General features: G+C 37.7%; 26 protein-coding genes and 1 riboswitch. Of the genes, 19 read left to right on the forward strand and 7 right to left on the reverse strand.

The genetic code is table 11. The features are described from left to right. Positions 1-191 precede the first annotated feature (191 nt). Positions 192-3,029 (forward strand): DNA polymerase I, encoded by a 2,838-nt coding sequence (gene polA / locus D0817_RS07220; protein ID WP_127337728.1) that lies wholly within the window; start codon positions 192-194, stop codon positions 3,027-3,029. Between the two features lie 204 nt (positions 3,030-3,233). On the opposite strand, the gene D0817_RS07225 is transcribed toward polA, so the two are convergent. After that, positions 3,234-4,259, reverse strand: coding sequence for a LacI family DNA-binding transcriptional regulator (locus D0817_RS07225; protein ID WP_127337729.1), 1,026 nt, complete (start codon positions 4,257-4,259; stop codon positions 3,234-3,236). 228 nt (positions 4,260-4,487) lie between these two features. Here D0817_RS07225 and D0817_RS07230 point away from each other — a divergent pair, with 228 nt between their 5' ends. The 6 genes from D0817_RS07230 (at position 4,488) to tsf (ending at position 9,191) form a co-directional block, all read left to right on the forward strand. Beyond that, entirely contained in the window at positions 4,488-5,234 is a 747-nt protein-coding gene (locus tag D0817_RS07230) for a ferritin-like domain-containing protein (protein ID WP_127337730.1), read from the forward strand. Positions 5,235-5,262: 28 nt separating this feature from the next. Further along, entirely contained in the window at positions 5,263-6,075 is an 813-nt protein-coding gene (locus D0817_RS07235; RefSeq protein ID WP_127337731.1) for a ferritin-like domain-containing protein, read from the forward strand. Between the two features lie 197 nt (positions 6,076-6,272). Further along, positions 6,273-6,728 carry a 50S ribosomal protein L13 gene (rplM, locus tag D0817_RS07240; protein ID WP_026983738.1) on the forward strand — a complete coding sequence of 152 codons (456 nt, stop codon included), beginning with the start codon at positions 6,273-6,275 and terminating at the stop codon, positions 6,726-6,728. Then, on the forward strand, positions 6,728-7,114 hold the full coding sequence (gene rpsI / locus D0817_RS07245; protein WP_007808909.1) for a 30S ribosomal protein S9: 387 nt from the start codon (positions 6,728-6,730) through the stop codon (positions 7,112-7,114). The genes rplM and rpsI overlap by 1 nt, the downstream gene beginning before the upstream one ends. A gap of 176 nt (positions 7,115-7,290) precedes the next feature. Next, positions 7,291-8,091 carry a 30S ribosomal protein S2 gene (rpsB, locus tag D0817_RS07250; RefSeq protein WP_127337732.1) on the forward strand — a complete coding sequence of 267 codons (801 nt, stop codon included), beginning with the start codon at positions 7,291-7,293 and terminating at the stop codon, positions 8,089-8,091. Positions 8,092-8,228: 137 nt separating this feature from the next. Beyond that, positions 8,229-9,191 (forward strand): translation elongation factor Ts, encoded by a 963-nt coding sequence (tsf, locus tag D0817_RS07255; protein WP_127337733.1) that lies wholly within the window; start codon positions 8,229-8,231, stop codon positions 9,189-9,191. Between the two features lie 72 nt (positions 9,192-9,263). Here the strand turns inward: tsf and D0817_RS07260 are convergent, their stop codons facing one another. After that, a complete protein-coding gene (locus D0817_RS07260) occupies positions 9,264-11,381 on the reverse strand; it encodes a M3 family metallopeptidase (protein ID WP_127337734.1) in 2,118 nt (705 codons plus the stop codon). A gap of 179 nt (positions 11,382-11,560) precedes the next feature. On the opposite strand from D0817_RS07260, the gene D0817_RS07265 reads away from it, so the two are divergent. The 11 genes from D0817_RS07265 (at position 11,561) to D0817_RS07315 (ending at position 20,866) form a co-directional block, all read left to right on the forward strand. Next, positions 11,561-12,223: a queuosine precursor transporter gene (locus D0817_RS07265; RefSeq protein ID WP_127337735.1), complete on the forward strand. Its 663-nt coding sequence runs from the start codon at positions 11,561-11,563 to the stop codon at positions 12,221-12,223. Positions 12,224-12,238: 15 nt separating this feature from the next. After that, the gene (locus D0817_RS07270; RefSeq protein ID WP_127337736.1) at positions 12,239-12,919 is read left to right on the forward strand and encodes a hypothetical protein; all 681 of its coding nucleotides are present in this window, start codon (positions 12,239-12,241) and stop codon (positions 12,917-12,919) included. A 77-nt stretch (positions 12,920-12,996) separates the two neighbouring features. Further along, positions 12,997-13,557 carry a DNA-3-methyladenine glycosylase I gene (locus D0817_RS07275; RefSeq protein ID WP_127337737.1) on the forward strand — a complete coding sequence of 187 codons (561 nt, stop codon included), beginning with the start codon at positions 12,997-12,999 and terminating at the stop codon, positions 13,555-13,557. Positions 13,558-13,700: 143 nt separating this feature from the next. Further along, positions 13,701-13,798: riboswitch (TPP riboswitch) on the forward strand. A 65-nt stretch (positions 13,799-13,863) separates the two neighbouring features. Continuing rightward, a complete protein-coding gene (gene thiS, locus D0817_RS07280) occupies positions 13,864-14,070 on the forward strand; it encodes a sulfur carrier protein ThiS (RefSeq protein ID WP_127337738.1) in 207 nt (68 codons plus the stop codon). 140 nt (positions 14,071-14,210) lie between these two features. Further along, positions 14,211-16,034 carry a phosphomethylpyrimidine synthase ThiC gene (gene thiC / locus D0817_RS07285; RefSeq protein ID WP_127337739.1) on the forward strand — a complete coding sequence of 608 codons (1,824 nt, stop codon included), beginning with the start codon at positions 14,211-14,213 and terminating at the stop codon, positions 16,032-16,034. Between the two features lie 96 nt (positions 16,035-16,130). Next, positions 16,131-16,721, forward strand: a complete 591-nt coding sequence (locus D0817_RS07290) for a thiamine phosphate synthase (protein ID WP_127337740.1) — start codon at positions 16,131-16,133, stop codon at positions 16,719-16,721. Further along, positions 16,688-17,443 (forward strand): hydroxymethylpyrimidine/phosphomethylpyrimidine kinase, encoded by a 756-nt coding sequence (locus D0817_RS07295; RefSeq protein WP_127337741.1) that lies wholly within the window; start codon positions 16,688-16,690, stop codon positions 17,441-17,443. Before D0817_RS07290 ends, D0817_RS07295 begins: the two co-directional genes overlap by 34 nt. Then, entirely contained in the window at positions 17,433-18,071 is a 639-nt protein-coding gene (locus D0817_RS07300; protein WP_127337742.1) for a thiamine phosphate synthase, read from the forward strand. The genes D0817_RS07295 and D0817_RS07300 overlap by 11 nt, the downstream gene beginning before the upstream one ends. Then, a complete protein-coding gene (locus D0817_RS07305) occupies positions 18,052-18,828 on the forward strand; it encodes a thiazole synthase (RefSeq protein ID WP_127337743.1) in 777 nt (258 codons plus the stop codon). Before D0817_RS07300 ends, D0817_RS07305 begins: the two co-directional genes overlap by 20 nt. A 139-nt stretch (positions 18,829-18,967) precedes the next feature. Continuing rightward, positions 18,968-20,080: a 2-iminoacetate synthase ThiH gene (gene thiH, locus D0817_RS07310; RefSeq protein WP_127337744.1), complete on the forward strand. Its 1,113-nt coding sequence runs from the start codon at positions 18,968-18,970 to the stop codon at positions 20,078-20,080. 75 nt (positions 20,081-20,155) lie between these two features. Beyond that, the gene (locus tag D0817_RS07315; protein WP_127337745.1) at positions 20,156-20,866 is read left to right on the forward strand and encodes a HesA/MoeB/ThiF family protein; all 711 of its coding nucleotides are present in this window, start codon (positions 20,156-20,158) and stop codon (positions 20,864-20,866) included. Here the strand turns inward: D0817_RS07315 and D0817_RS07320 are convergent. From D0817_RS07320 to D0817_RS07335, 4 genes are all read right to left on the reverse strand, one after another. Next, complete coding sequence (locus D0817_RS07320) at positions 20,863-21,657, reverse strand: MOSC domain-containing protein (RefSeq protein ID WP_127337746.1); 795 nt, start codon at positions 21,655-21,657, stop codon at positions 20,863-20,865. The genes D0817_RS07315 and D0817_RS07320 overlap by 4 nt on opposite strands. Before the next feature lies 1 nt (position 21,658). Next, positions 21,659-22,297 carry a leucyl/phenylalanyl-tRNA--protein transferase gene (aat, locus tag D0817_RS07325; protein WP_127337747.1) on the reverse strand — a complete coding sequence of 213 codons (639 nt, stop codon included), beginning with the start codon at positions 22,295-22,297 and terminating at the stop codon, positions 21,659-21,661. A 183-nt stretch (positions 22,298-22,480) separates the two neighbouring features. Next, positions 22,481-22,852 carry a DUF3127 domain-containing protein gene (locus tag D0817_RS07330; protein ID WP_127337748.1) on the reverse strand — a complete coding sequence of 124 codons (372 nt, stop codon included), beginning with the start codon at positions 22,850-22,852 and terminating at the stop codon, positions 22,481-22,483. A gap of 30 nt (positions 22,853-22,882) precedes the next feature. Then, the gene (locus D0817_RS07335; protein WP_127337749.1) at positions 22,883-23,758 is read right to left on the reverse strand and encodes a flavin reductase family protein; all 876 of its coding nucleotides are present in this window, start codon (positions 23,756-23,758) and stop codon (positions 22,883-22,885) included. A 159-nt stretch (positions 23,759-23,917) separates the two neighbouring features. On the opposite strand from D0817_RS07335, the gene D0817_RS07340 reads away from it, so the two are divergent. Next, a complete protein-coding gene (locus tag D0817_RS07340; protein ID WP_127337750.1) occupies positions 23,918-25,075 on the forward strand; it encodes a sensor histidine kinase in 1,158 nt (385 codons plus the stop codon). A 64-nt stretch (positions 25,076-25,139) separates the two neighbouring features. Here the strand turns inward: D0817_RS07340 and D0817_RS07345 are convergent, their stop codons facing one another. Then, on the reverse strand, positions 25,140-25,529 hold the full coding sequence (locus tag D0817_RS07345; RefSeq protein ID WP_127337980.1) for an HIT family protein: 390 nt from the start codon (positions 25,527-25,529) through the stop codon (positions 25,140-25,142). Between the last annotated feature and the right edge of the window lie 70 nt (positions 25,530-25,599).

Here is a 25,599-nt window from a genome sequence, read left to right on the forward strand (position 1 = left end):
TTATTGGTACTGTTTTCTACCATATGAGTTATATAAGTTCATTTAACCTTATGAATAGGATGATGTTTTAGATGCGCTGCATTACTCATTTACTTAAATGAACTTATATAACTTACATGGTTAAAAAAAAATCCTGTCAGGCTTATTTTTGAGGACCCAATTGATTATTTTTACAGACTAATATTTTTTTTATGTCAACTCAAAAACGTCTTTTTCTTCTTGATGCTTATGCACTCATATTCCGTGGTTATTATGCCTTCATAAAAAATCCAAGGATTAACTCCAAAGGAATGGATACCTCCGCCATTATGGGTTTCATGAATTCGCTGCTGGATGTCATCAAAAGAGAAAAACCGGATCATTTGGCCGTTGCTTTCGATAAAGAAGGAAGCCAGGTAAGAACAGAAATGTATTCTGATTACAAAGCCAATCGTGATGCTACGCCTGAAGCGATTAAAATTGCGATTCCGTATATTCAGGATTTACTACGAGCGATGCACATTCCTATTATAGAAATGGCAGGTTGCGAAGCCGATGATTTAATTGGAACCATTGCCAAGCAAGCTGAAAAAGAAAACTACAAAGTCTACATGGTTACGCCCGATAAGGATTTTGCGCAATTGGTTTCTGAAAATATCTTTATGTACAAACCGGCCCGTATGGGGAATGGAATTGAAATCTGGGGTGTGCCTGAAGTTTTGGCAAAATTTGAAATTGAAAGACCCGAACAGGTGATTGATTTTCTTGGAATGATGGGCGATGCTGTCGATAACATTCCGGGATTACCCGGAGTTGGTGAAGTTACAGCCAAAAAATTCCTGAAAGAATATGGTTCGATGGAAAATCTGCTGGAGAACACGCATTTACTGAAAGGTAAAATGAAAGAAAATATCGAAGCGAATAAAGACAAAGGAATTTTATCTAAAAAACTGGCGACTATTATTTGCGATTGTGATGTTGTTTTTAATGAAAACGATTATGAACTTTCACGCCCTGATATCGAAAAAACCGACGCTATTTTTCAGGAACTGGAATTTAGAAGAATGGCAGAACAATTTGACAATTTGTTTAAAATTGGCGGCGGAAACGAATTAGCAAATAAAGGCGACGAAGCCAAATTATACAAAAAACCACAACCGAAAAACGAAGAGCAGTTTGATTTATTCGGAGGTGGTGCAACTATTGATGAAACAGAAGAAAGAACTTCATTTTACAATACTTTAGAAAATACAGAGCATTCCTATCAGGCTGTCGAAGGCGATTTGGGAATTAAATTGCTTTTACAAAATCTGCAGAAACAGCCTTCCGTTTGTTTCGACACCGAAACTACTGGTTTAGATGCTTTGCATGCGGAGCTGGTTGGAATTTCTTTTTCGTATGAAAAAGGAAAAGGATATTATGTTCCGTTTCCGGAAAGTCAGGAAGAAGCTCAGGTGTTGATTGATAAATTCAGACCCTTTTTTGAAAACGAAAACATCGAAAAAATTGGCCAGAATTTAAAATATGACCTGAAAATACTTTCTAACTACGGTGTTACTGTAAAAGGAAAACTTTTTGATACCATGATTGCACATTATCTGATTAACCCGGATATGCGTCATAATATGGATATTTTAGCGGAAACGTATTTGAAATATTCACCAAAATCAATTGAAACCTTAATTGGCAAAAAAGGTAAAAATCAAATTTCCATGCGCGATGTTGCGTTGGAAGAAATCAAAGAATACGCTGCTGAAGATGCTGACGTAACTTTGCAGTTAAAAGAAATTTTCACAACAGAATTAGACAAAACAGAAACTAAAAAGTTATTTGATGAAATCGAAATTCCATTAGTAAGTGTTCTGGCTGCCATGGAAACCGAAGGAATCCGTCTGGACGTGGATTTTTTAAGCGCCATGTCTAAAGAAATGGATATTGAAATCAAATCCCTGGAGCAAAAAATATATGAAACTGCCGGTGAGAAATTCAACCTTGCTTCTCCGAAACAATTGGGTGATATTTTATTTGACAAAATGAAAATTGGCGGCGTAAAACAAAAGAAAACCAAAACGGGCCAATATGCGACTGGTGAAGATGTTTTAACCTATTTAGCCAATGACAATCCGATTATAAAGGAAATTCTGGACTGGCGACAAATGGTAAAATTGCAAAGCACTTATATTATGGCCTTGCCCGAACAGGTCGACAAAAAGACATTACGCGTTCATACGGATTATATGCAGACCGTTGCGGCAACGGGACGTTTGAGTTCTAATAATCCGAACCTGCAGAATATTCCGATCCGTACCGAAAGAGGCCGTCAGATTCGTAAGGCGTTTGTCGCACGAGATGAAAATCATACGCTGATTTCTGCCGATTACTCTCAAATTGAACTGCGAATTATTGCTGCTTTAAGCGGAGAAGAAAATATGATTGCTGCTTTCCAAAACGGAGAAGACATTCACAAAGCAACTGCCGCAAAAGTATTCGATGTTCCGTTAGAAGAAGTTTCCCGAGAGCAAAGAAGCAATGCCAAAACAGTAAACTTCGGAATTATCTACGGTGTGTCTGCTTTTGGACTGAGCAACCAGACTTCACTATCACGCAGCGAAAGTGCCGCGTTGATAGAAGCGTATTATAAAACCTACCCGAGACTGAAATCTTATATTTCGGATCAAATTGAGTTTGCCCGAGAAAAAGGATATGTTCAAACTATTTTGGGACGTCGTCGTTATCTGAAAGATATCAATTCGGCTAATGCAGTCGTGAGAAGTGCCGCTGAACGAAATGCCGTAAATGCCCCTATTCAGGGAAGTGCTGCCGATGTGATTAAAATTGCCATGATCAACATTCATAAAAAATTAAAAGAAGAAAACTGGAAATCTAAAATGCTGCTTCAGGTACATGATGAGCTTGTGTTCGATGTTCACAACGATGAACTCGAAAAAATCCAGCCTATGATCAAACACGAAATGGAAAATGCTTTTACCATGGCCGTTCCGTTAGAAGTGGAATTAGGTTTGGGTAAAGACTGGCTGGAAGCGCATTAATTTATTTTAGAGTGCAGATTGTAGATTTTAGATTTTCGGATCGAGAGAAACACAATCTTGTCATTTTGACGAAGGAGAAATCACATCCAAGGGCGACACACTTTATGTCTTCACTTTATGTGATTTCTCCTTCGTCGAAATGACACAAATAAAAAAAGACTGTCCTTTGCGGGACAGTCTTTTTTTATGTATTTTTTTTTTGAACTAGACTTTACGAGTTGATTCCCGCTCTTTTAGTACTGTCTTAATAACGATTGTTTCGTAATCTGAAGTTTCTTCTTCGGTTTCTTCCAGTCTCTTGATTAACCTTTTGGCTGCAACTTCTCCAATCTCTATTCCGTGCTGACTTACTGTGGTTAAACTTGGTGACAGACGTCTTGAAGCCAGAATTCCATCTGCAAAACCTATAATGGAGATATCTTCCGGAACTCTGAAACCCTTTTTCAGGCTCACTCGTAAAGCAGCTACTGAGTCATTTTCATCCAAAGCAAAAATAGCGTCAATTTTATTATCAAAAATGGCATCAATTTTAGCTTTCATATCGTCTTCAGAATCGGTACGAAGAATAATTTTTTCGTTTACCGGAATGTTGTTGTCTTTTAAAGCTTTCAGATAGCCATCGGCTCTCAGTTTTCCAACACTTAAATTATCTACAGAAGAAATCAGGGCGATATTTTTGCATCCTAAATTAATTAAATGCTGAGTAGAATTCAAAGCCGAATCAAAGTCATCAACCACTACTTTATCACATTCTACTTCATCGGCAATCCTGTCAAACATTACGATAGGAGTTCCGTCATTTATAATCGCTGAAAAATGATTGTATTCCTGTAATTTTTGCGCTTCTTCAGAAACTGACAGGATGAAACCGTCGATAGTTCCGTTGCTGAGCATTTCAAGGGTGTGAATTTCTTTCTCCAGAGATTCATTCGAAATACAGGTAATTACGTTATATCCTTTTTTGTCTGCTACTTTTTCGATACCGCTAAAAACCTTCGCAAAAAAGGAGTTCAGTATATTCGGTATAATAACTCCAATTGTTTTTGTTTTACGATTCTTCAAATTCAGACCAATAACGTTTGGTTTATAATTTTTTAGTTTAGCATACTCTTTAATTTTGATTTTGGTTTGCTCACTAATTTCGGGGCTATCATTAAGCGCTTTAGAAACTGTTGATACAGAAACATTAAGTTCTTTCGCGATTTGTTTTAAAGTTGCTTTAGCTTTCATTCTATCATAATTTATGGAATTAGTACAAATATAGTAGAATTAGTGAAATTACAACAAAAACACATCAGACTACATTAAAATTTTACCGTCTTTGTGCTGTGTCTTAAGGGAATTGTAAAATAAATATAAAATAAAGCCAATTTTTAAAACCGCTTCCTACAAAACTCCGTAACTAACTTAATACATGAAAATGTAATTGCTATTAATAACCATTTAAAAGTATTAATTATGAAAAACGAAGTAAGGATTCAGGAGGTTGACAAGTCCCTGAACAACAGAAGGAATTTTCTCAAACTTAGCGGACTGACAGTTGTTAGTGCCGGGTTACTTATGGCCGGGTGTAGTGATAATGATAATGACGACCCTGTTGTAGATAATATGTTACCGGGAATCAGAAACGGCAAATTTGACTTAGGCGCCGGAGATTTTGGCGTTTTAACATACGCATATGCTTTAGAGCAATTAGAAGCTGATTTTTATACTAAAGTCGTAAACGCTTCAAATTTCAATGCGACTTTTAACGAGATTGAAAAACAAGTTCTTACAGACTTATATCATCACGAAGTAGTTCACAGAGATTTTTTCAAAGCTGCTTTGAGTGGCGGACTACCGGATCCGAGTTCTCAGTTACTGCCAACACTGGCCTTTAATTATGGTGCCTTAAACTTTAACAGCCGTACTGATGTACTTGCAACTGCCAAAGCTTTGGAAGACACTGGTGTAGCGGCCTATAATGGCGCAGGTAAACTGATCAAAAATCCCGATTATTTATTGTTAGCCGGTAAAATTGTTTCGGTAGAAGCCCGACATGCCTCTGCCATCAGAAGTTTAATCAATCCTAATTCCAAAGACTTTGCAGGAGATGATATCGTAAATATGACTACCGGACTGGATGATGCCAAAGATCCGTCTAAAATACTGGCCATTGCAGGTGGATTTATCACCACACAATTTACAGCTAAATTTTTACCTTAATATTAATGCACTTTAAAAACTAGAAATTATGAATATATTAAAATTTATAGAGTCATTTACTAATGAAGGTATTATGGCCAGCACAGGTTCAAGAAGAGACAGTTTTACACAATTTGGAAATCTTGGAAAAAATTTAGCATTTGCATCCATTCCATTCGGTCTATCGGCATTAGCCAATAAAGCAATGGCAAAAGATATAACCGCGACTCCGGCAACACCAATCGGAGCTTTGCAATTTGCATTGACCCTGGAATATCTGGAAAATGAATTTTATGCCATGGCGTTAGATTCAGGCGTTATTCCGGCATCTGAAAACGGGGGACGTGATTTAAAGGTTTTTCAGCAAATAGCAGATCATGAAGCAGATCACGTAAAATTCCTGATTGCCGGATTAGGAGGCAGCGCGAGTGCTAATTTTGTTCCGAAACCCACTTTTGACTTCACGGTTGGCGGTGCTTTTGATCCTTTTGGAGATTATCCGACATTTTTAGCATTGGCCCAGGCATTTGAAGATACAGGCGTAAGAGCTTACAAAGGCCAGGCCGCAAACCTGATTTCAACTCCGGAATTACTCACCGCCGCATTACAAATACATTCTGTTGAAGCACGTCATGCCTCTGAAGTACGACGACTTCGCGGTTTGAAAGGATGGATTTCAAATGCAGAAAGAGGTGCAGGAATGCCGGAAGCAACTCAGGCTGTCTATAACGGTGAAGGTGTTACAATGCAGGCAGGATATAACACTGCAACTTTATTCGGGGCCGCGGCCGGATCTGAAGCTTATGACGAACCACTTACTACACAACAAGTTGTAGACATAGCCAATATATTTATAGTATAATTAATTTTTTTTTCAGCCTGGTTACAAACCATCTTTGCTTCATTTTGTAAAGATGGTTTTTTTGTTGTTTTCAAAGAAAAAATAACTCCTGAAAATCAGCAGTTAAAATAATCATTTAAGGTATTTGGTTTTAAAATAATTAATTGTACTTTTGCATCCCCTCTATTGGGGATGGAATGTTTAATTAAAATAATATTATGGACGCATTAAGCTACAAGACAATTTCAGCTAGCAAAGCCACTGTAACGAAAGAGTGGATTGTTGTTGACGCTGAAGGTCATAACTTAGGTCGTCTTGCTTCAAAGGTTGCAATGATCTTAAGAGGTAAGTACAAGCCAAGTTACACACCGCACGTTGACTGTGGAGATAACGTAATTGTTATCAACTCAGAAAAAATTAACCTTACAGGTACAAAAATGAATGACAAAATTTACATGCGTCATACAGGTTACCCAGGAGGACAAAGAACTTTAACTGCTAAAGTATTGCAATCTAAAAACCCTGCATTACTAGTAGAGAAAGCTGTAAAAGGAATGTTACCTAAAAACAAACTAGGTGCTGAACTTTTTAGAAATCTAAATGTTGTTGTAGGTGCTGAGCATACTCACGGAGCTCAAAAACCTAGAACTGTTAACCTAAACGATCTTAAGTAATGGGAGTTATTCACAAAATCGGTAGAAGAAAAACCGCTGTTGCACGTGTATATGTTTCTGAAGGAACAGGAAAAATCACTGTAAACAAAAAAGAATTCGCAACTTACTTTCCAACTGCAACTTTACAATACAAAGTTTTACAACCAATGTCTATGACAGAAAATGTAAACAACTTTGATGTAAAAGTAAACGTTTACGGAGGTGGTTCAACTGGTCAGGCAGAAGCTGTAAGAATGGCATTAGCACGTGTTATGTGTGAAGTAAATGCTGAAAACAGAGCTATCCTAAAACCAGAAGGTTTATTAACAAGAGATCCAAGAATGGTTGAACGTAAGAAATTCGGTCAGAAGAAAGCTCGTAAGAGATTCCAATTCTCTAAACGTTAATATTACCTGTCTTGTTCATTTGGGACAAGACATGATCAATTATTTATTGAAATTAAAAAACACAGTTGTTGTTGCTCTCCTGTCGAGGCAGGAAATAGTTTAGCATCTAAATGTATAAAGCCTGGGAAACCGCCATTTATGCATTGCTAATCAACAGAACGTAAACTAGTACAAAAATGGCAAACAAAATAGAAGTAAAAGACTTACTAGAAGCAGGTGTTCACTTCGGACACATGACTAGAAAATGGGATCCAAACATGGCCCCTTACATTTATATGGAGCGTAATGGTATTCACATTATCAATCTATATAAAACTGCAGCTAAAATTGAAGAAGCTAATGAAGCTTTGAAAAAAATCGCTGCATCAGGTAGAAAAATTTTATTCGTAGCTACCAAAAAACAAGCAAAAGACATCGTTGCTGAAAAAGCAAAAGCTGCCAACATGCCTTACATCACTGAAAGATGGCCTGGTGGAATGCTAACTAACTTCGTAACTATCAGAAAGGCAGTTAAAAAAATGTCTTCTATTGATAAAATGAAGAAAGATGGTACTTTCATGACCCTTTCTAAAAAAGAGCGTTTGCAAGTGGATCGTCTACGTGCTAAATTAGAGAAAAACTTAGGTTCAATCGCTGATATGTCAAGACTACCTGCAGCATTGTTCGTAGTAGATATCAAAGCGGAACATATCGCAATAAAAGAAGCACAAAAATTAAACATTCCAGTTTTCGCAATGGTTGATACGAATTCTGACCCAAGAGAGGTTGATTACGTTATTCCTGCAAATGATGATGCTTCTAAATCAATTGACAAAATTTTATCTTTAGTAACTGCTGCCGTAATCGAAGGTCTTTCTGACAGAGGTTCTGACAAAGAAGCTGACGTTTTTACAGAAGAAGCTCCGGCTGTTGAAGCTGCTCCTGCTGTAGAGGCTGCACCGGCTGTTGAAGCTGCTGCTCCTGCAACTGAAGAATAAATAAATAATTTAAATTCCAAATTTTAAATTCCAAATTCCAAGAATAATTAAAAACATAATGTTGATAATTTATTAAAACTGGAGTTTGGGATTTAAAAGATGGAATTTTTACTTTTAACATTAAAATTCAAAATATTATGGCAACAATTACTGCTGCAGACGTAAATAAATTAAGACAAACTACAGGTGCCGGAATGATGGACTGTAAAAAAGCTTTAGTTGAAGCTGATGGAGATTTCGATAAAGCGATACAAAACCTTAGAGAAAAAGGACAAAAAGTTGCTGCTAACCGTTCTGACCGTGAGTCTTCTGAAGGAGCTGCTGTTTCTTTTGTTAATGCTGACAAAACTAAAGGAGCGATCATCACTTTAAACTGCGAAACAGATTTCGTAGGTAAAAATGAGGCTTTCGTAACTTTAGCTAAAGAATTGGTTGAAAGAGCTATTAACTTCTCTTCTAAAGAAGAATTCCTGGCTTCAGATTTCAACGGAATTACTGTTGCTGAAAAATTAATTGAGCAAACTGGTGTTATCGGTGAAAAAATCGAAATCGGTGGTTTCGAAATTTTAGAAGGTGCTTTCGTTGGATCTTATGTTCACGTTAACAAAATTGCTGCATTAACTGCAATTTCTGAACCAATTGCTAATGGTGAAGTGTTAACTAAAGACATCTCTATGCAAGTTGCTTCTATGGGAGCTGATACATTATCTTACAAAGATTTTGATCCTGCTTTCGTTGAATCTGAACTTGCTGCCCGTATTGCTGTAATCGAAAAGGATAATGAAGAAGCTAAACGTTTAGGAAAAACTTTAAAAAATGTTCCTAAATATATTTCTTACTCTCAATTAACTGAAGAAGTTTTAAAACAAGCTGAAGAAGACGCTAAAGCTGAATTAAAAGCTGAAGGTAAACCAGAACAAATCTGGGATAAAATTATTCCTGGAAAAGTGCAGCGTTTCATCTCTGACAATACTACTTTAGATCAGGAGAAAGCTTTATTAGATCAAAACTTTATCAAAGATGATAGTAAAAAAGTTGGTGATTATGTTAAAGGATTCAATGTTGTAATCACAGGTTTCAAAAGAGTTACTTTAGGTTAATATATTATTTTTCAATATAAAAAGCCCGAATATTAATTTATTCGGGCTTTTTTGTTTTAGCATTTTACTTAATTACTTTTTAGCGGTAACCGGGAAATTTCTGGCTCTCATTAAGGCGTCAGATTTTGGGGCTCTTCCTCTAAAATTCTCGTATGCTTTTTCCTGATCAATCGTGTTTCCTACACTAAATACAGTCTCATAAAGTCGTTTGGCCACTTCTTTGTCATAAGGGCCTTTTCCTTCAAGGAAAGCCTCATAGGCATCTGCATTTATAACATCAGCCCATAGATAACTGTAATATCCGGCTGCATAGCCGTCACTTGAAAAAATATGTCCAAATTGCGGAATCCTGTGACGCATTACAATTTCAGAAGGCATATGAAGCGCGTCTAATGTCACTTTTTCAAATTCATGAGGATTAATAGCTGTTGTAGTTAAATGAAGTTTCATATCTATTAAAGAACTTGAAATCGTTTCAACAGTAGCGAATCCTTCTCCAAAGTTGGCTGCTTTTTCAATTCTTTCTACCAATGCGTGCGGTAAAGGCTGATTGGTTTTATAATGCAGGGCAAATTTATTCAACACTTCGGGAGTAGACAACCAGTGCTCCAGCAATTGAGACGGAAACTCCACATAATCCCTGGCTACTGATGTACCCGACAAACTTGGATACGTTACATTAGAACACAAACCATGAAGGGCATGTCCGAATTCGTGAAATAGTGTCGAAGCATCCTCCCATGAAATTAAAATAGGCTCATTTGTATCACCCTTAATAAAATTGCAATTATTAGAGACAATAGTCTGCACATCTCCTTCCAGTTTTTGCTGATCTCTATAAGAATTCATCCAGGCTCCTGAACGCTTTCCTGTACGTGCGTAAGGATCAAAATACCACAATCCGACCACTTTACCGGTTACCTTACTGCTTACCTCCCAGACACGTACATCCGGATGATAAACCGGAACAGTTGTAATTTGTTTAAAACTTAAGTTGAATAATTCACCTGCAACCCAAAACATACCTTCACGAAGGTTTTCTAATTGCAAATAAGGCTTAACTTCATTTTGGTCCAGGTCATATTTTGCTTTCCTTACTTTTTCAGCATAGTAGCGGTAATCCCAGGGCTGGATTTTAAATGTGCCTCCCTCAGCATCTGCAATTTTTTGCATTTCGGCAACATCCTGATGTACTTTTTCAACGGCTGGTTCCCATACAGATTCCATCAGTGCAAGTGTTTTCTGTGGATCTTTGGCCATTTTATTAGACAAACTCCAATGCGCAAAAGAAGGGAAACCCAATATTTTAGCTTTCTCTGTACGCAATTGCAAAATAGAAACTAAAGTCGCATTATTATCATTCGCATTCCCGTTATCACCACGTTTCACGAAAATATTAAAAGCTTTTTCGCGTAAATCCCTGCGATTGGAAAAAGTTAAAAAGGGTTCAATTGAAGAACGTGTATTGGCAATACATCCCATCACGTCCAATTTTCGATCCTTCGCTTCTGCCATAGCTGCATTTTTCACTTCACCAGGAAGGCCGTCGAAATCTGCTTCCGTTTTTAATGCCACAAACTGATCGTGTTCTTCTGCCAGCAAATTTTGACTGAATTTTGTAAAAAGTGTCGCCAGCTGCTTATTGATTTCAGCTACCTTTTCTTTATCTGCATTATTTAATTTCGCTCCTTCACGGACAAATTCCGTATAATAAAGCCAAATTAAGCGTTGTTGCTCACTTGTTAGTTTTTTACTTTCTTTTGAATTGTATAAGGTTTCGATCCTTTCGAAAAGCTTTTTATTCTGATTGATCTTATCGCTGAATTCAGAAAATTTCGGAGACATTTCCGTATCGACGGCATTAAACTCCGGACTGCTAAGATTTGATCTGTAAATTCCGTACACTGTAGCAATTCTTGTAATTGTTTTTCCGGACAGTTCCAGAGCAGCTATTGTATTGTCAAAAGTCGGCGCTTTCGGATTATTCGCAATAGCCTCTACTTCATTAAGTTTTTCCTGAATTGCAAACTGAATAGCCGGTTTAAAATCTGATACTTTGTACTCATTAAAAGCAGGTACACCACCATAAGGGCCGGTCCATTTTTTAAGGAGAGGATTCTCAGAATTGGTTTGTGCGTTAGACGCAAAGAAAGTTGTACCCATAAGAAAAATTCCTATTATTTTTTTCATTATCATTAATTTACTTGATATAAATGAATTTTGTTAGTGTTTCAAAAATAGCGAAAAAAACACCATTGAAAAGAAAATTTAACTTTCAGTATGCTTTACAACCCTATTTAATTTAGATTCAAAGTGTGTTATGTTTATAAAGAAATATCTTAAATTTGGGATTTCAATCATAAAAAGATATGTTCAAAACCAAAAAAGAAATTGTCTTTGTTATTCTTGCAGGAATTTTTATCACCAATGCCGTAGTCGCGGAGTTAATCGGAGGAAAATTAATTCAAATCGGGCCGTTCGTAATGAGTATCGGAATTCTGCCGTGGCCAATCGTTTTTCTTACCACAGATTTAATCAATGAATATTTTGGGGAAAAGGGAGTTAAAAAACTTTCTTTTATCACCGCCTGTTTAATTGCTTATGCTTTTCTGGTCTTATTTATGGCCATCGTAATTCCGGCGGCAAAGGGAATCAGCCCGGTAAATGACGAGCAATTTCTCGCCGTTTTCGGACAAAGTATGTGGATCATCGTCGGCAGTCTTATCGCTTTTATGGCGTCTCAACTCATAGATGTTTGGATTTTCTGGTTTTTTAAAAGACGAACAGGAGAAAAGAAAATATGGCTGAGAACAACGGGATCTACTATAATTTCACAATTATTTGATTCCTTTATTGTACTCGGAATTGCTTTTTGGCTGCCCGGAAAAATCAACTTTGATACTTTTATATCCTCGGCCTTAACAGGTTATATTTTTAAACTTTCTGTTGCTGTTTTATTAACGCCGTTAATTTATCTTGGACATCATTTAATTAAGAAATACCTGGAAGAGGATTCTTCTGTTAAAGATTAAGCGTACCTTGTAGTTATGAAAAAGACAATTGCCATCCTGCTGCTTTCAATAGCCTATTTTTTTACAGGCTGCGGCAACGATGCAAAAAAACCGTCAAAACAGGAGAAAGTCTATCCCGTTAATAAATTAAAGTCCGCCACGACAAAAATATTTAGAAAAACAGTGCCGCGGGCTACCGTTATTTTAAATTCCAAAAAAAGATCTATTCCTCAAAAAAAGAATGTTTTTTCCGTAAAAGAAGGAAATGAACCAGGCTCTCAAATTCAAAATCAGGAGACCGTAACGAACAATCCTAAATTAGACATGCGTCCTGAGGCAAATAAAACCTTACTGACATTTGTTAACTTACGAAAAATACTTTACGGAAGCAAAATTGGTCAGACTCTGACTCAGGAACAGCTTACTGAAAGATTTGAAATCCCGGAAGAAGCGGTTAAACTTGTTAAAAGCATTACCAAAACTGACGATGACGAAATTGCGGTAAAATGGCGTTCTACGTGGCTTGTAGAAAAGATTTCCGATGCTAAATTCAAAGACGGCCTTATGAAAATTACCTTTAAAGCCAATAAATTATACACTTCAGGAACTGCTATCGGCATCAAATACGATAAGAAGATCTACAATGAGCTGGTCATTATTGGCCGTTCTGCTTATATTCCGGGCGTAAAAGGATACAAATGGCAAATTGGAAAATGATGAGACTAAATCTGGTCAGATAAACAGTTATTTAGTCAGGCCTGTAAAAAATTGAAGTTTATATATTTGAAATAAAAATGGATCCAATACGATGCAGATGGTGTTCCGCCAGCGATTTATACAAAAAATATCATGATGAAGAATGGGGCGTTCCCGTGTATGACGACGCCTCGTTATTTGAATTTTTAATGCTGGAAACTTTTCAGGCAGGTTTGAGCTGGATAACCATTTTAAATAAACGGGAAAATTTCAGAAATGCTTTCGATCATTTTGATTATAAAAAAATAGCCAATTATTCCGAAGATAAAATCGAATCCCTTCTTGACGATACCGGGATCATCCGCAATAAACTAAAAATTCGTTCGGCAGTTACGAACGCACAGGCTTTTCTGAACATCCAGGAAGAATTTGGAAGTTTCTCTGAGTACATCTGGAAATTCACCAATGGAAAACCCATCATAAACAATCCGAAGACATCAAAAGACGTTCCGGCTACTACCCCACTTTCAGACGAAATTAGTAAAGATTTAAAAAAGAGAGGGTTCAAATTTGTCGGATCAACCGTTATTTACGCTCACATGCAGGCTACCGGGATGGTTAACGATCATGTCGAGGATTGCTGGACAAGATTGAAGTAGTTTTCAGTTTTCAGTCTCTTTTGCTAGTCTTTGTCTCAGTCGCAGTTTTGTGTCTTTTTGCGGGTTTGCAGCTTTCAGTTTTATACAAATCTGAAAACTATCACTAAAAACTGCCACTGAAAACTTTTTTTCCTTACATTTGCTTCACACTTTAGGGGTGTCTGCAATATCGCAGGCTGAGATTTTACCCTCTGAACCTGATCTAGTTCATACTAGCGTAGGGAAAAGTAAGATGACTTCTTCGCGCATTTTTGTGCGCAATTGCAGCCATTCCTAAAGTATTACTATATACTAAACCCAAAAGGAATGGAACTAAAAATCAACCAAAAAATCAAAACATTCAATGCTGAAACCCTTAGCGTTCAGTCATTACTCGATCTCGAAATTCCAAACAAACAAAACGGAATTGCCGTGGCTGTCAACAGCACCATAATTCCAAAACTACACTGGAATTCACACCTTATTCTGGAAACAGACGAAATTCTAATTATTTCTGCCACGCAGGGTGGATAATTGTTTTTAAAATTTCAATAGAAAGAAATCCAAATTCCAATTTCATACAGCGCTTAGACGCACTGCTGTGCGCCTCTATGTAAAATCTATTATCACGGTCAACCTGAAACTTGAAACCTGAAACAAAAAAACAAAAAAATATGACTACCGAAGAGAAAATATCCAGAACACCCTTTCCCAATTCTAAAAAGATATACGTCAGCGGAGAAATACATCCGATCAAAGTCGCCATGCGCGAAGTCATTTTAAGCGATACCAGGCTTTCAAATGGCGGAACAGAAAAAAATCCTCCTGTAACCATTTACGACACATCTGGCGCTTACACCGATCCGGATATCACAATCGACATTCGAAAAGGCCTGCCCCGATTGAGAGAAGAGTGGATTTTAAATCGAAATGATGTCGAAATCCTAAATGAAATCACTTCTGATTACGGACAAACCCGCCTAAAAGACGAAAGTTTAAATCATCTTCGTTTTGAATATTTGCATCAGCCGAAACGTGCCAAAAAAGGTGCAAATGTTACGCAATTGTACTACGCAAAACAAGGCATCATAACTCCTGAAATGGAATATATCGCGATTCGTGAAAATCAGCGAATTGAACTTTTAAATGAACAAACCAAGGCCATGCAATGCCAGCATGCCGGTCATAGTTTTGGAGCAAATACACCAAAAAGCAAAATTACGCCTGAATTTGTCCGCAGTGAAGTGGCTATAGGACGCGCTATTATTCCGAATAATATCAACCACCCTGAAAGCGAGCCTATGATTGTGGGCCGGAATTTCCTTGTGAAAATAAATGCGAACATCGGTAACAGCGCCGTTACTTCCAGCATCGAAGAAGAAGTTGAAAAAGCCGTTTGGGCCTGCCGCTGGGGAGCAGACACTATCATGGATTTATCGACCGGAAAAAACATTCACGAAACGAGAGAATGGATTATTCGCAACTCCCCTGTTCCCATCGGAACGGTGCCGATTTATCAGGCTTTGGAAAAAGTAAAAGGCATCGCCGAAGATTTAACCTGGGAAGTTTTCCGCGATACCCTAATCGAACAGGCAGAACAAGGCGTCTCTTATTTCACGATTCACGCCGGCGTTTTATTGCGTTACATTCACCTGACTGCTGACCGTGTTACCGGAATTGTTTCGCGTGGCGGATCGATTATGGCAAAGTGGTGTCTGTTTCATCATAAAGAAAACTTTTTGTACACCCATTTTGAAGAAATCTGCGAAATCATGAAACAGTATGATGTTGCTTTTTCGCTGGGTGACGGCTTGCGTCCGGGTTCTATTGCCGATGCCAATGATGCCGCACAATTCGCCGAACTGGAAACACTCGGAGAGTTAGCGAAGATTGCCTGGAAACATGATGTGCAGGTATTTATTGAAGGTCCCGGTCACGTACCCATGCATATGATCAAAGAAAACATGGACAAACAACTGGAACATTGCAATGAGGCTCCGTTTTACACCCTTGGCCCCTTAACAACAGATATTGCGCCGGGCTATGATCATATCACTTCTGCAATTGGAGCTGCTATGATCGGATGGTACGGCTGTGCGATGCTTTGTTACGTGACTCCAAAAGAGCATTTAGGCCTGCCCAATAAAAAAGATGTAAAAGACGGTGTTATCACTTATAAAATTTCGGCACATGCTGCGGATCTTGCCAAAGGACATCCGGGTGCTCAGTATCGTGACAATGCTTTAAGCAAGGCCCGTTTTGAATTCCGTTGGGAAGATCAGTTCAACTTATCACTGGATCCGGACACGGCAAGAGAATTTCACGATGAAACCCTTCCGGCGGAAGGTGCTAAAATTGCACACTTCTGCTCGATGTGCGGTCCGAAATTCTGCTCGATGAAAATCTCTCAGGAAATCCGTGACGTTGCGGCGGCTGAAAAAGGCATGCAGGAAAAATCAGAGGAGTTTATAGAGCAGGGGAAAGAGATTTATATCTGAGGAAGAGAATAGAGAATGGAGAATAGAAAATAGAGTAAAGAATAAAGAGTAAAGAATAAAGAGTAAAGAATAAAGAGTAAAGAAATAAAGCAGGCTATGATTGTGATTACAAATCCTTCTTCTATTGCAAATGAAATCAGCATTATCGATTCTCTATTTGAAGAAGGATTGTCTTTGCTCCACATTCGGAAACCTGATTTTTCTGAGCTTGAAATGGCGCTGTTTATTCATCAGATAAAACTGAGATTCAGAGCAAATCTGGTTTTGCACAGTCATCATGAATTAGCACAGGATTTTGGAATTAACAGAATCCATTTTCCAGAGAAACAAAGAAAGGAAGTGTTTGAAATTGCAAGAGAGAACAAAATAATTTCAACTTCTGTGCATTCAATCGAAACTTTTAATGCCCTGCACCCGAATTTTGAATATGCTTTCTTAAGTCCTGTTTTTAAAAGTATTTCCAAAGAAAATTATGAATCCGAAACTGATTTTTTCGAAGCTTTAAAGTCGAGGATAAATTTCAAAACAAAACTAATTGCCTTGGGCGGAATGGCTTCTGAAAACATTCAAAAAGCACTTGAAAACGGCTTTGATGATATTGCCCTTTTAGGAGCGGTATGGAATCACCAAAATCCTGTAAACCAATTTAAATTATGTCAGAAAATCGCCCATACATACTTTCTATAGCTGGTTTTGACCCGACTGGCGGCGCCGGAGTTTTAGCGGATATTAAAACTTTCGAGCAGCATAAGGTTCGTGGTTTTTCCATTTCGACTGCAAATACAATGCAGACCGAAAATCAGTTCTATGACATTCAATGGACTGATTTAAGTTTTGTTATTCGGTCTGTCGAAACTTTATTTCAAAACTATGACATCAAAGCTGTAAAAATCGGAATTACGCCGGATTTGCATTATTTAAACCGAATTCTCTCGACTATAAAACTCGCCTCGCCAGCCACAAAAATTGTATGGGACCCGGTTTTAAAATCAACAACACAATTTGAGTTCCTAAAAATCACAGCTGATTTGGATCTCCACCATGTTTTATCACAAATTGATCTGATTACGCCTAATTATAATGAAACAGAACTTTTATTTCCCGGTTTTTTATCCCGTGAACTTTGGAAAAAAAATGAAATACCAACCGCTGTTTTAGTAAAAGGAGGACATAACGCAGCTAAACCGGGAACTGATTATTTGTTTCTAAAAAATAAAATGACGACACTACTGCCTTCTGAAAAAAAATGTTTCGAAAAACACGGTTCCGGCTGTGTCTTATCGGCAGCTATTGCCTCAAATCTCGCATCGAATCAGACCCACAAAGAGGCTTGTAAAAATGCTAAAACCTACATAGAAAAATACCTGAGTTCAACATCAACTTTAATAGGCTATCATTATGTATCATAAACTACAATACATCTCGCAGGGAACTACAATCGAAAAGCAATTGTACAATATTCATAATGCACTCGATAACGGCTGTGACTGGGTTCAGCTGCGTTTCAAGAATCAAAGTGCAAAAGACTGTTTTGTTTTGGCAGAAGCGGTAAAGTTTTTATGCGAAGAATATCTGGCCAATTTCATTATAAATGACCATGTATATCTCGCACAGCAAATTGCCGCAGACGGTGTGCATTTAGGTCTCCTTGATACCAAAATTGAAGAAGCCCGCGCCATTCTTGGTAACACCAAAATCATTGGGGCAACTGCCAATACATTCGGCGATATTCAGAATCATATCAAAAATGGCTGTGATTATATCGGTTTGGGGCCGCTTCGTTTTACAACAACAAAGGAAAAACTTAGTCCGATTTTAGGTTTTGAAGGGTATCATGAAATTATGCGAAAATTAAAAGAAAATAATCTTCAGATTCCGGTTTATGCTATTGGCGGAATTATCGCTGACGATATCGAGACACTGATGGAAACCGGAGTTCATGGTATTGCCGTTTCCGGACTCATTACAAATAGTAATCAGAAAGAAGAACTGATTCAACAATTAAACGAAAAATTATATGCAAACATCTTTGTTTAAAATTGGCGATAAAACCTTAACCTCGCGCCTGTTTCTGGGAACCGGAAAGTTTGGTTCTAATTTCGAAATGGAAGAAGCTATTCTTGCATCCCAAAGCGAATTGGTAACCGTTGCCCTGAAGCGGATTGATTTAGAGACTGAAACGGATGCTATTCTAACGCATTTGAAACATCCCGGAATTCATTTATTGCCCAATACATCGGGCGCAAGAAATGCCAAAGAAGCCATTTTTGCTGCACAGTTAGTCCGCGAGGCCCTGGAAACGAACTGGCTGAAGCTCGAAATACATCCGGATCCCAAATACCTTATGCCGGATGCTATTGAAACTCTAAAAGCAACAGAAGAATTAGCTAAACTGGGTTTTATTGTTCTTCCGTACATTCATGCCGATCCCGTTTTGTGTAAACATTTAGAGAATGCCGGAACTGCGGCGGTAATGCCTTTAGGGTCTCCGATTGGCAGCAACAAAGGACTGAAAACTATTGATTTCCTGGAAATCATCATAGAGCAAAGTAATGTTCCTGTGATTATTGATGCGGGAATCGGCGCTCCGTCTGATGCTGCAAAAGCAATGGAAATTGGTGCCGATGCTGTTTTGGTCAATACTGCAATTGCAGTGGCCGGAAACCCGAGATTAATGGCTGAAGCTTTTAAAGAAGCTGTAATTGCCGGCCGAAAAGCGTTCGAAGCCAAAATTGCCATTCAACAAAACCATGCAGTTGCTTCCAGTCCTTTGACCTCTTTTTTATATGACTAGTTTGCTTAACCGCAAAGTTCGCAAGGTTATTTCGCAAAGTCCGCAACGCTTAGCGAACTTTTAATCAGACCTAAACAACACAAAGCTTAGCGAACTTCGCGTAAATCTTAGTGCCCTTTGAGGTAAAAAAAACAATCCAATGAAAACATTTAAATCGGTTTTTGGTCAGTATGACTGGGATTCCATTCAATCTAAAATATATCAAACCTCCTCAAAAGAGGTAGAACGTTCTTTGGCAAAAACCAAACGAAATCTGGATGATTTTTTAGCCTTAATCTCACCCGCCGCGCAACCTTATCTGGAGCAAATGGCCCTGGAATGCCATGAGCTGACCAAAAAACGCTTTGGCAAAACAATTCATATGTATGCGCCTTTGTATTTAAGCAATGAATGCCAAAATATCTGTACTTATTGCGGTTTTAGCCTCGATAATAAAATCAAGCGAAAAACACTTTCAGATGCTGAAATTAAACTGGAAACCCAAGCGTTAAAAGAAGCAGGGTTCGACCATGTTTTACTGGTTACGGGTGAGGCCAATTATACCGTAAATATTAATTATTTCCTGAATGCAATTGCGCAGATAAAAGAGCAATTTTCGATTATTTCGGCAGAAGTTCAGCCGCTTTCGACAGAAGAATATGAGCGTTTACATCAGGCTGGTGTCTATTCGATTCTGGTTTATCAGGAAACGTATCATCAGGAAGTATATAAAAAATACCATACCAAAGGCAAAAAATCAAACTTCGATTTTCGCCTTGAAACTCCCGACAGAATAGGAACTGCAGGGATTCACAAAATGGGTCTGGGTGTTTTGCTGGGATTGGAAGACTGGCGGACGGATAGTTTTTTTAATGCCTTGCATATCGACTATCTCCAGAAGAAGTACTGGCAAACCAAGTATTCCGTTTCGTTTCCGAGATTACGTCCTGCCGAAGGCATTATTGAACCTAATTTTATTATGGATGATAAAGACCTGACACAGCTCATCTGTGCTTATCGTTTGTGGAATGAGGATTTGGAGATTTCCATTTCAACCCGTGAAAACGAAAAATTCAGAAATAATATTATTCCGATCGGGACAACCAGCATGAGTGCCGGTTCCAAAACGAATCCGGGTGGTTATGTTGTGGACCCGCAATCCCTGGAACAATTTGAAATCAGCGATGAGCGTTCCGCCAAAGAAATCGCTCAGGTCATAAAAAACTCGGGCTATGAACCTGTCTGGAAAGATTGGGATAAAAGTTATCATTAGAAATATTTAAAATCTCAAATTTCAAATTTCAAATTCCAAATTCCAAAATCTAAATTCTAACTTCTACAATCTAAAATGAGCATTATACAAGAATTTCTTCGATATAACCGACAAACCATTTTACCTGAAATTGGTGATGAAGGTCAGGAAAAACTCAAAAAAGCCAAAGTTCTGGTTATTGGAGCAGGAGGTTTAGGCTGTCCTGTTTTACAATATATTGCAACAGCCGGAGTCGGTTTTATTGGAATTATGGATTTTGATACGATTGAGATTCACAACCTTCACCGACAAATTTTATACAATGAAAATGAAATCGGAAGAGAGAAAGCAGTTGTTGCGAAAGAAGTGGTCTCTAAATTAAATCCGTTAATTGAAGCTGAATCTATTAATTTGAAGTTGACAGCTGAAAACGCAGCAGCAATCATTCAGCAATATGATGTTATTGTTGATGGTTCTGATAATTTTTCAACACGTTATTTGGTAAACGATACTTGTGTACAATTTCAGAAACCTCTGGTTTACGGAAGCATTTTAAAATTTGAAGGACAAATTGCAGTTTTCAATCATAACGGAAGTAAAAACTTGCGCGATTTATTTCCTGAAATGCCAGATCCGAAAGATGTTCCGAACTGTAATCTAAACGGCGTTCTGGGCACTTTACCAGGAATTATAGGCACTATGATGGCGCATGAAGCCCTCAAATTGATTTTAGGGCTGCCCTCTTTAAGAAATGAATTAGTCCTTTTTAACACGCTGGACTGGAATTTTACAAAACTTAACTTTTAGAAGACCACTTCATCTCCAACACGAATAATTCCAGTATTTAAACTCACAATATTAGTCCCGAAAAAAACTAAATTGTCAGCTTTTCTGTAGGTACTTAAAGTTTTTAGAGGCTCTTTTTTAAGGGTTCCATTCTGTGGATCGTTATTGACCATAATGCATCTCCCGCAGGGTTTTACATTTTTAAATTGTACTTCGCCAATGCTGAAATGATCAAAGTCATCTTCTTCATGAGCCTTTTTTGAACTAATGACAATGTTCGGGCGGAATCTTAAAACAGTGATTTTATCTTTTAGTTTTTCATTTAAAAAATCCATGCTTTCCGTTCCTACTAATAAATAAGGATAGCCATCCGCAAGACTTACGTTGTATGTTTCTTTTAGTTTTGAACTTTCATGTTTGCGATTTCCAATTTTGATGATTTTGACCAGTTTACATTCAAAACCCAAATGTTCACTGAACCATTTTGAAGTTGCTTTATTTACTTCAACAACTTCGCTTTTATCCTCCCAGACATTCACTTCCAGCGGGTTTTCCAAATGTTCATCAATAGAAAATTCATGCTTCTGATCCTGAAAAGTAATACTGATTTTTCCCTTTGAAATCTGCGGATAAAACTGACTCATGATCCGGTGTTCCCGCTGCGTTATCATTTGATTTTCAGCATCAACTAACATCCACCTTCGATCGTTTTCGAAACCCATTTCTTCTGCCAGCGCCTGCCTGCAGCTAATTCCCGCAAGACTTTTTACAGGATAGATATAAATTTCTTCTACTACATGAATTGTACTCATCTTACTCATTTTTTAAAATAGACATAAATGCTGCGCGGTCAATTTCGCAACAGCCTAAACTTTCTAAATGCGGATTATAAACCTGACAGTCCAAAAGTTTATAATTATTGTTTCTTAAATATTCAACCAACGCAATAAAAGCAACTTTTGATGCATTGGATACTTTTGAGAACATGCTTTCTCCACAAAAAACATGTCCAAGATCGATTCCGTACAAACCTCCAACTAAAACTTCGTCCTGCCAGACCTCAACAGACTTTGCTACGCCCATTTCATGAAGATTACAGTAGGCATCAATCATTTCATTAGAAATCCAGGTCCCGTTTTGACCGTCCCTTTTTATTTTCTGGCAATTTGAAATCACGTCTTTAAAATTTTGATTAAAAGTAACTTTAAATATATTTCTATTCAAAATATTCCGCATGCTTTTAGACACTATTAATTCATCTAAAAACAAAACCATTCTGGGATCCGGCGACCACCACAGGATGGGCTCCCCTTCGTTAAACCAAGGAAAAACACCGCTTTTATAGGCTAATTGCAAACGTTCCGTACCCAGATCACCGCCAATGGCAAGAATTCCTTCTTCGTCGGCTTCTGAAACTGGAGGGAAAAACAACTCTTTGGATAAATAATACATTTTTAAAAAATTCCAATAAAATTAAAAGGGAAATTCCAATATTGAAATTCCAAATTCAAACTTTTATGTGATTTCTCCCTTCGGTCGAAATGACACAAGCCATATGCAAAAACAAAATTCCAAATTCCAAATGCACGTTAATGATTTTGGAATTTGGAATTTATAATTTTATAACTTAAACTTTTAGAACGGCAAATCGTCCGGTTCGTCGTTATTTACATTTGTAGCCGGAGCAAAAGCTTCTGCAGCAGGCATTGGCGGAGCTTGTGAAGGAGACTCAGCACCTGCTCTTTCGATTCTCCAACCCTGAATACTATTGAAATATCTGGTTTCTCCTTGTGGATTAACCCATTCTCTTCCTCTTAAATTGATAGAAACTTTTACTGCCTCTCCTTGCTTATAGCTACTTAACAAATCGCATTTATCTTGTGTAAATTCGATTAAAATATGTTGTGGATATTGCTCATCAGTAGTAACAACTAATTCTCTTTTTTTGAATGAGGCACTAACTTGTTGCTCCGGGTTAACCACTTTTACTTTTCCTGTAACTTCCATCTTCGTTTATATTAATTATTGATTCTTTTCTTATTTTTTTGCTAAAAGCACTTTCCAGGCCGACACGACATCATCATTATTGAGGTATTTTTTGGCCTCTAAATGTATTTTTTCCTGATCATCGGAGCTTAGGACTCCTTTCACGGAAAAGTTTTCTTTCACAAATATACTAACTTCTTCCTTTGTAGGCAAGGCTTCAATATTTCCTAATTTTCCAAGGTCATTTCCGTCAAAAACCGCGCTTTCCCTGATAAAATTCGGAATCACGTCTACTCCGACCCCTAAAGTTGTAAGTGGTTTGGGTACTTCAAAAAGTCCCTGGTTTGACCTTGAGTACCAATTACTTCCCAATCTTGAAACCAAATCAATTTTGTGCTGGTCGATAGTTCCATTTTCATCAAGAACAGCTTCGTGAATATGAATTTTCACGACTTCACACAGAATCAGGTTTCCGGCTCCGCCCTCGGCTCCCAACGGAATAATCTGCGTGATTTTACACTCAAATTGCACCGGAGATTCCTTTACGCGATACGGTTTTACCAGATCTGAAGGAATTTGCGTTAAACCTGCCTTGATGAATTCATTTACGCCTTCTCCATACTCGGTACTGGCTAAAGAGGTTTGTTGCACCAAATCATAATTGACTACATTGATCACTACTTCACGGGTTGCTTCGGCATTGATTAAGGTATGCTTGACCGTATTGTCACGAACGCGTCGTGCAGGTGAAAAAATCAGGATCGGCGGATTGGCACTAAACACATTAAAGAAACTGAACGGTGACAAATTCGGAATTCCTTTTTCACTAATTGTACTTGCGAAAGCAATAGGTCTCGGTCCAATGGCGCTCTGCAGATAGCCGTGCAATTTTGCAGTCGGAATTTCTTTTGGGTTAATACTGATCATATTTTTCCTTTTTAACCGAATCTCTTTCCGGCACTACAAAAGTATAGAAATCGTTACTGACTAAGAAATAGTTTTTGACTTAAAAAACAAAAATCTTTCCTAGCCCACAAAATATTAAATGTGTTTATTTCGTTATATTTATACCTCAAAATTTAAGATATGTTTTTTTCGGACAGAAGAAATACTACCCGTTGGGTTATCATCAGTATCTCCTTTTTAATCATTTCCCTGATTCTCTGGAATACATATACCTTTTTTCAAATTTTCAAAAATGAGGAAAGGATAAAAATGAAACTCCTGGCGAACGCACAGATTGCATTAATCAACGCTGATGAGAATACCGATCTGGAACTTCCACTACAGATTTCCAGCAATAACACTTCTATTCCCGTCATCCTGACGATGTACGACAAGATTCTGACGACCAGAAATGTCCCTGACGAAGTTTTACAGGACGAAAAAAAATCAATGTCTTTTTTAAACACTTTAAAAAACGAAAATGAACCGATCGTTTTCGAATATGCTCCCGGAAAATATCAGAAACTCTATTATGGCAATTCGGCTTTGCTTAATAAACTCAAATATTATCCGATTGCCTTATTGCTGATTATCTTCTTGTTTGGTGCCCTGATCTATAATTTTTATAAAAGCACCAAAATGGCCATTCAAAATAAGCTATGGGCGGGAATGGCAAAGGAAACGGCCCATCAGATCGGGACACCGTTGTCTTCCCTGATTGGATGGGTTGAAATTTTAAAAACGGAAGAAATAGATCAGTCGATTACGGTAGAAATCGAAAAAGACGTGGACCGCCTCCAGACGATTACAGATCGTTTTTCAAAAATCGGATCTGTTCCGGTACTGGAGCTTCATGATATCGTTACCGAGACTTTAAATAGTTATGAGTATTTACAATCCCGTTTTTCTAAGCAGGTTGCTTTTTCGCATCACATTCCGAAAGAACCCATTTTTGTCCTGATCAATCCAATACTACATAGCTGGACAATCGAAAATCTGGTTAAAAATGCCATTGATGCCATGAAAGGAAAAGGCACTTTAGACCTGAAGATTGAGCAGGATACTCATCATGTAAAAATAACGGTAAAAGATTCCGGTACAGGAATTCCAAAAAATCAGTTCAAAACCATATTTGAGCCTGGTTTTACCACCAAAAAACGCGGTTGGGGACTGGGGCTTTCCCTAACAAAGAGAATTGTAGAGGAATACCATAACGGAAAGATAAAAGTTTTACAATCTGAAATAGGGAAAGGAACTACTTTTCAGATTCAGTTCAATAAAAAAGTGCAGCAAAAATAATTTTACTGCACTTTTTATTTATGTCCGAATATCAGGCTGAGCGAAGCCGAAGCCTCTCTATGTTTTACAAATTCGCCTGAATGCTTTTGGCCAGAGCCTCAAATTCTTCTTTGGAAAGTGATACTTTGTTTTGAAAACGCATTTCATCCATTTCGTTCAACGGAATCAAATGTACGTGTGCATGAGGTACTTCCAAACCTACAACTGCCATTCCGACTCTTTTGCAGGGAACTGTTTTTTCTAAAGCAATTGCTATTTTCTTAGAAAACTTCATCAGCCCTAAATACAGTTCGTCCTCCATTTCAAAAATCTTATTGATTTCCTGTTTCGGAATACAAAGCGTGTGTCCCTTTGCATTTGGATTTACATCTAAAAAAGCAAGATAATTGTCGTCTTCAGCGATTTTATAAGCCGGGATTTCCCCGTTGACTATTTTGGTAAATATGCTCATTATTTTATTCGTTAAATCGTTTATTTGTTGCATCGTTAAATCGGTTAAACAAATAAACGATTAACCAATTAAC

The sequence above is a fragment of the Flavobacterium cupreum genome (genome assembly GCF_003996965.1).
GTDB classification, from domain to species: domain Bacteria; phylum Bacteroidota; class Bacteroidia; order Flavobacteriales; family Flavobacteriaceae; genus Flavobacterium; species Flavobacterium cupreum.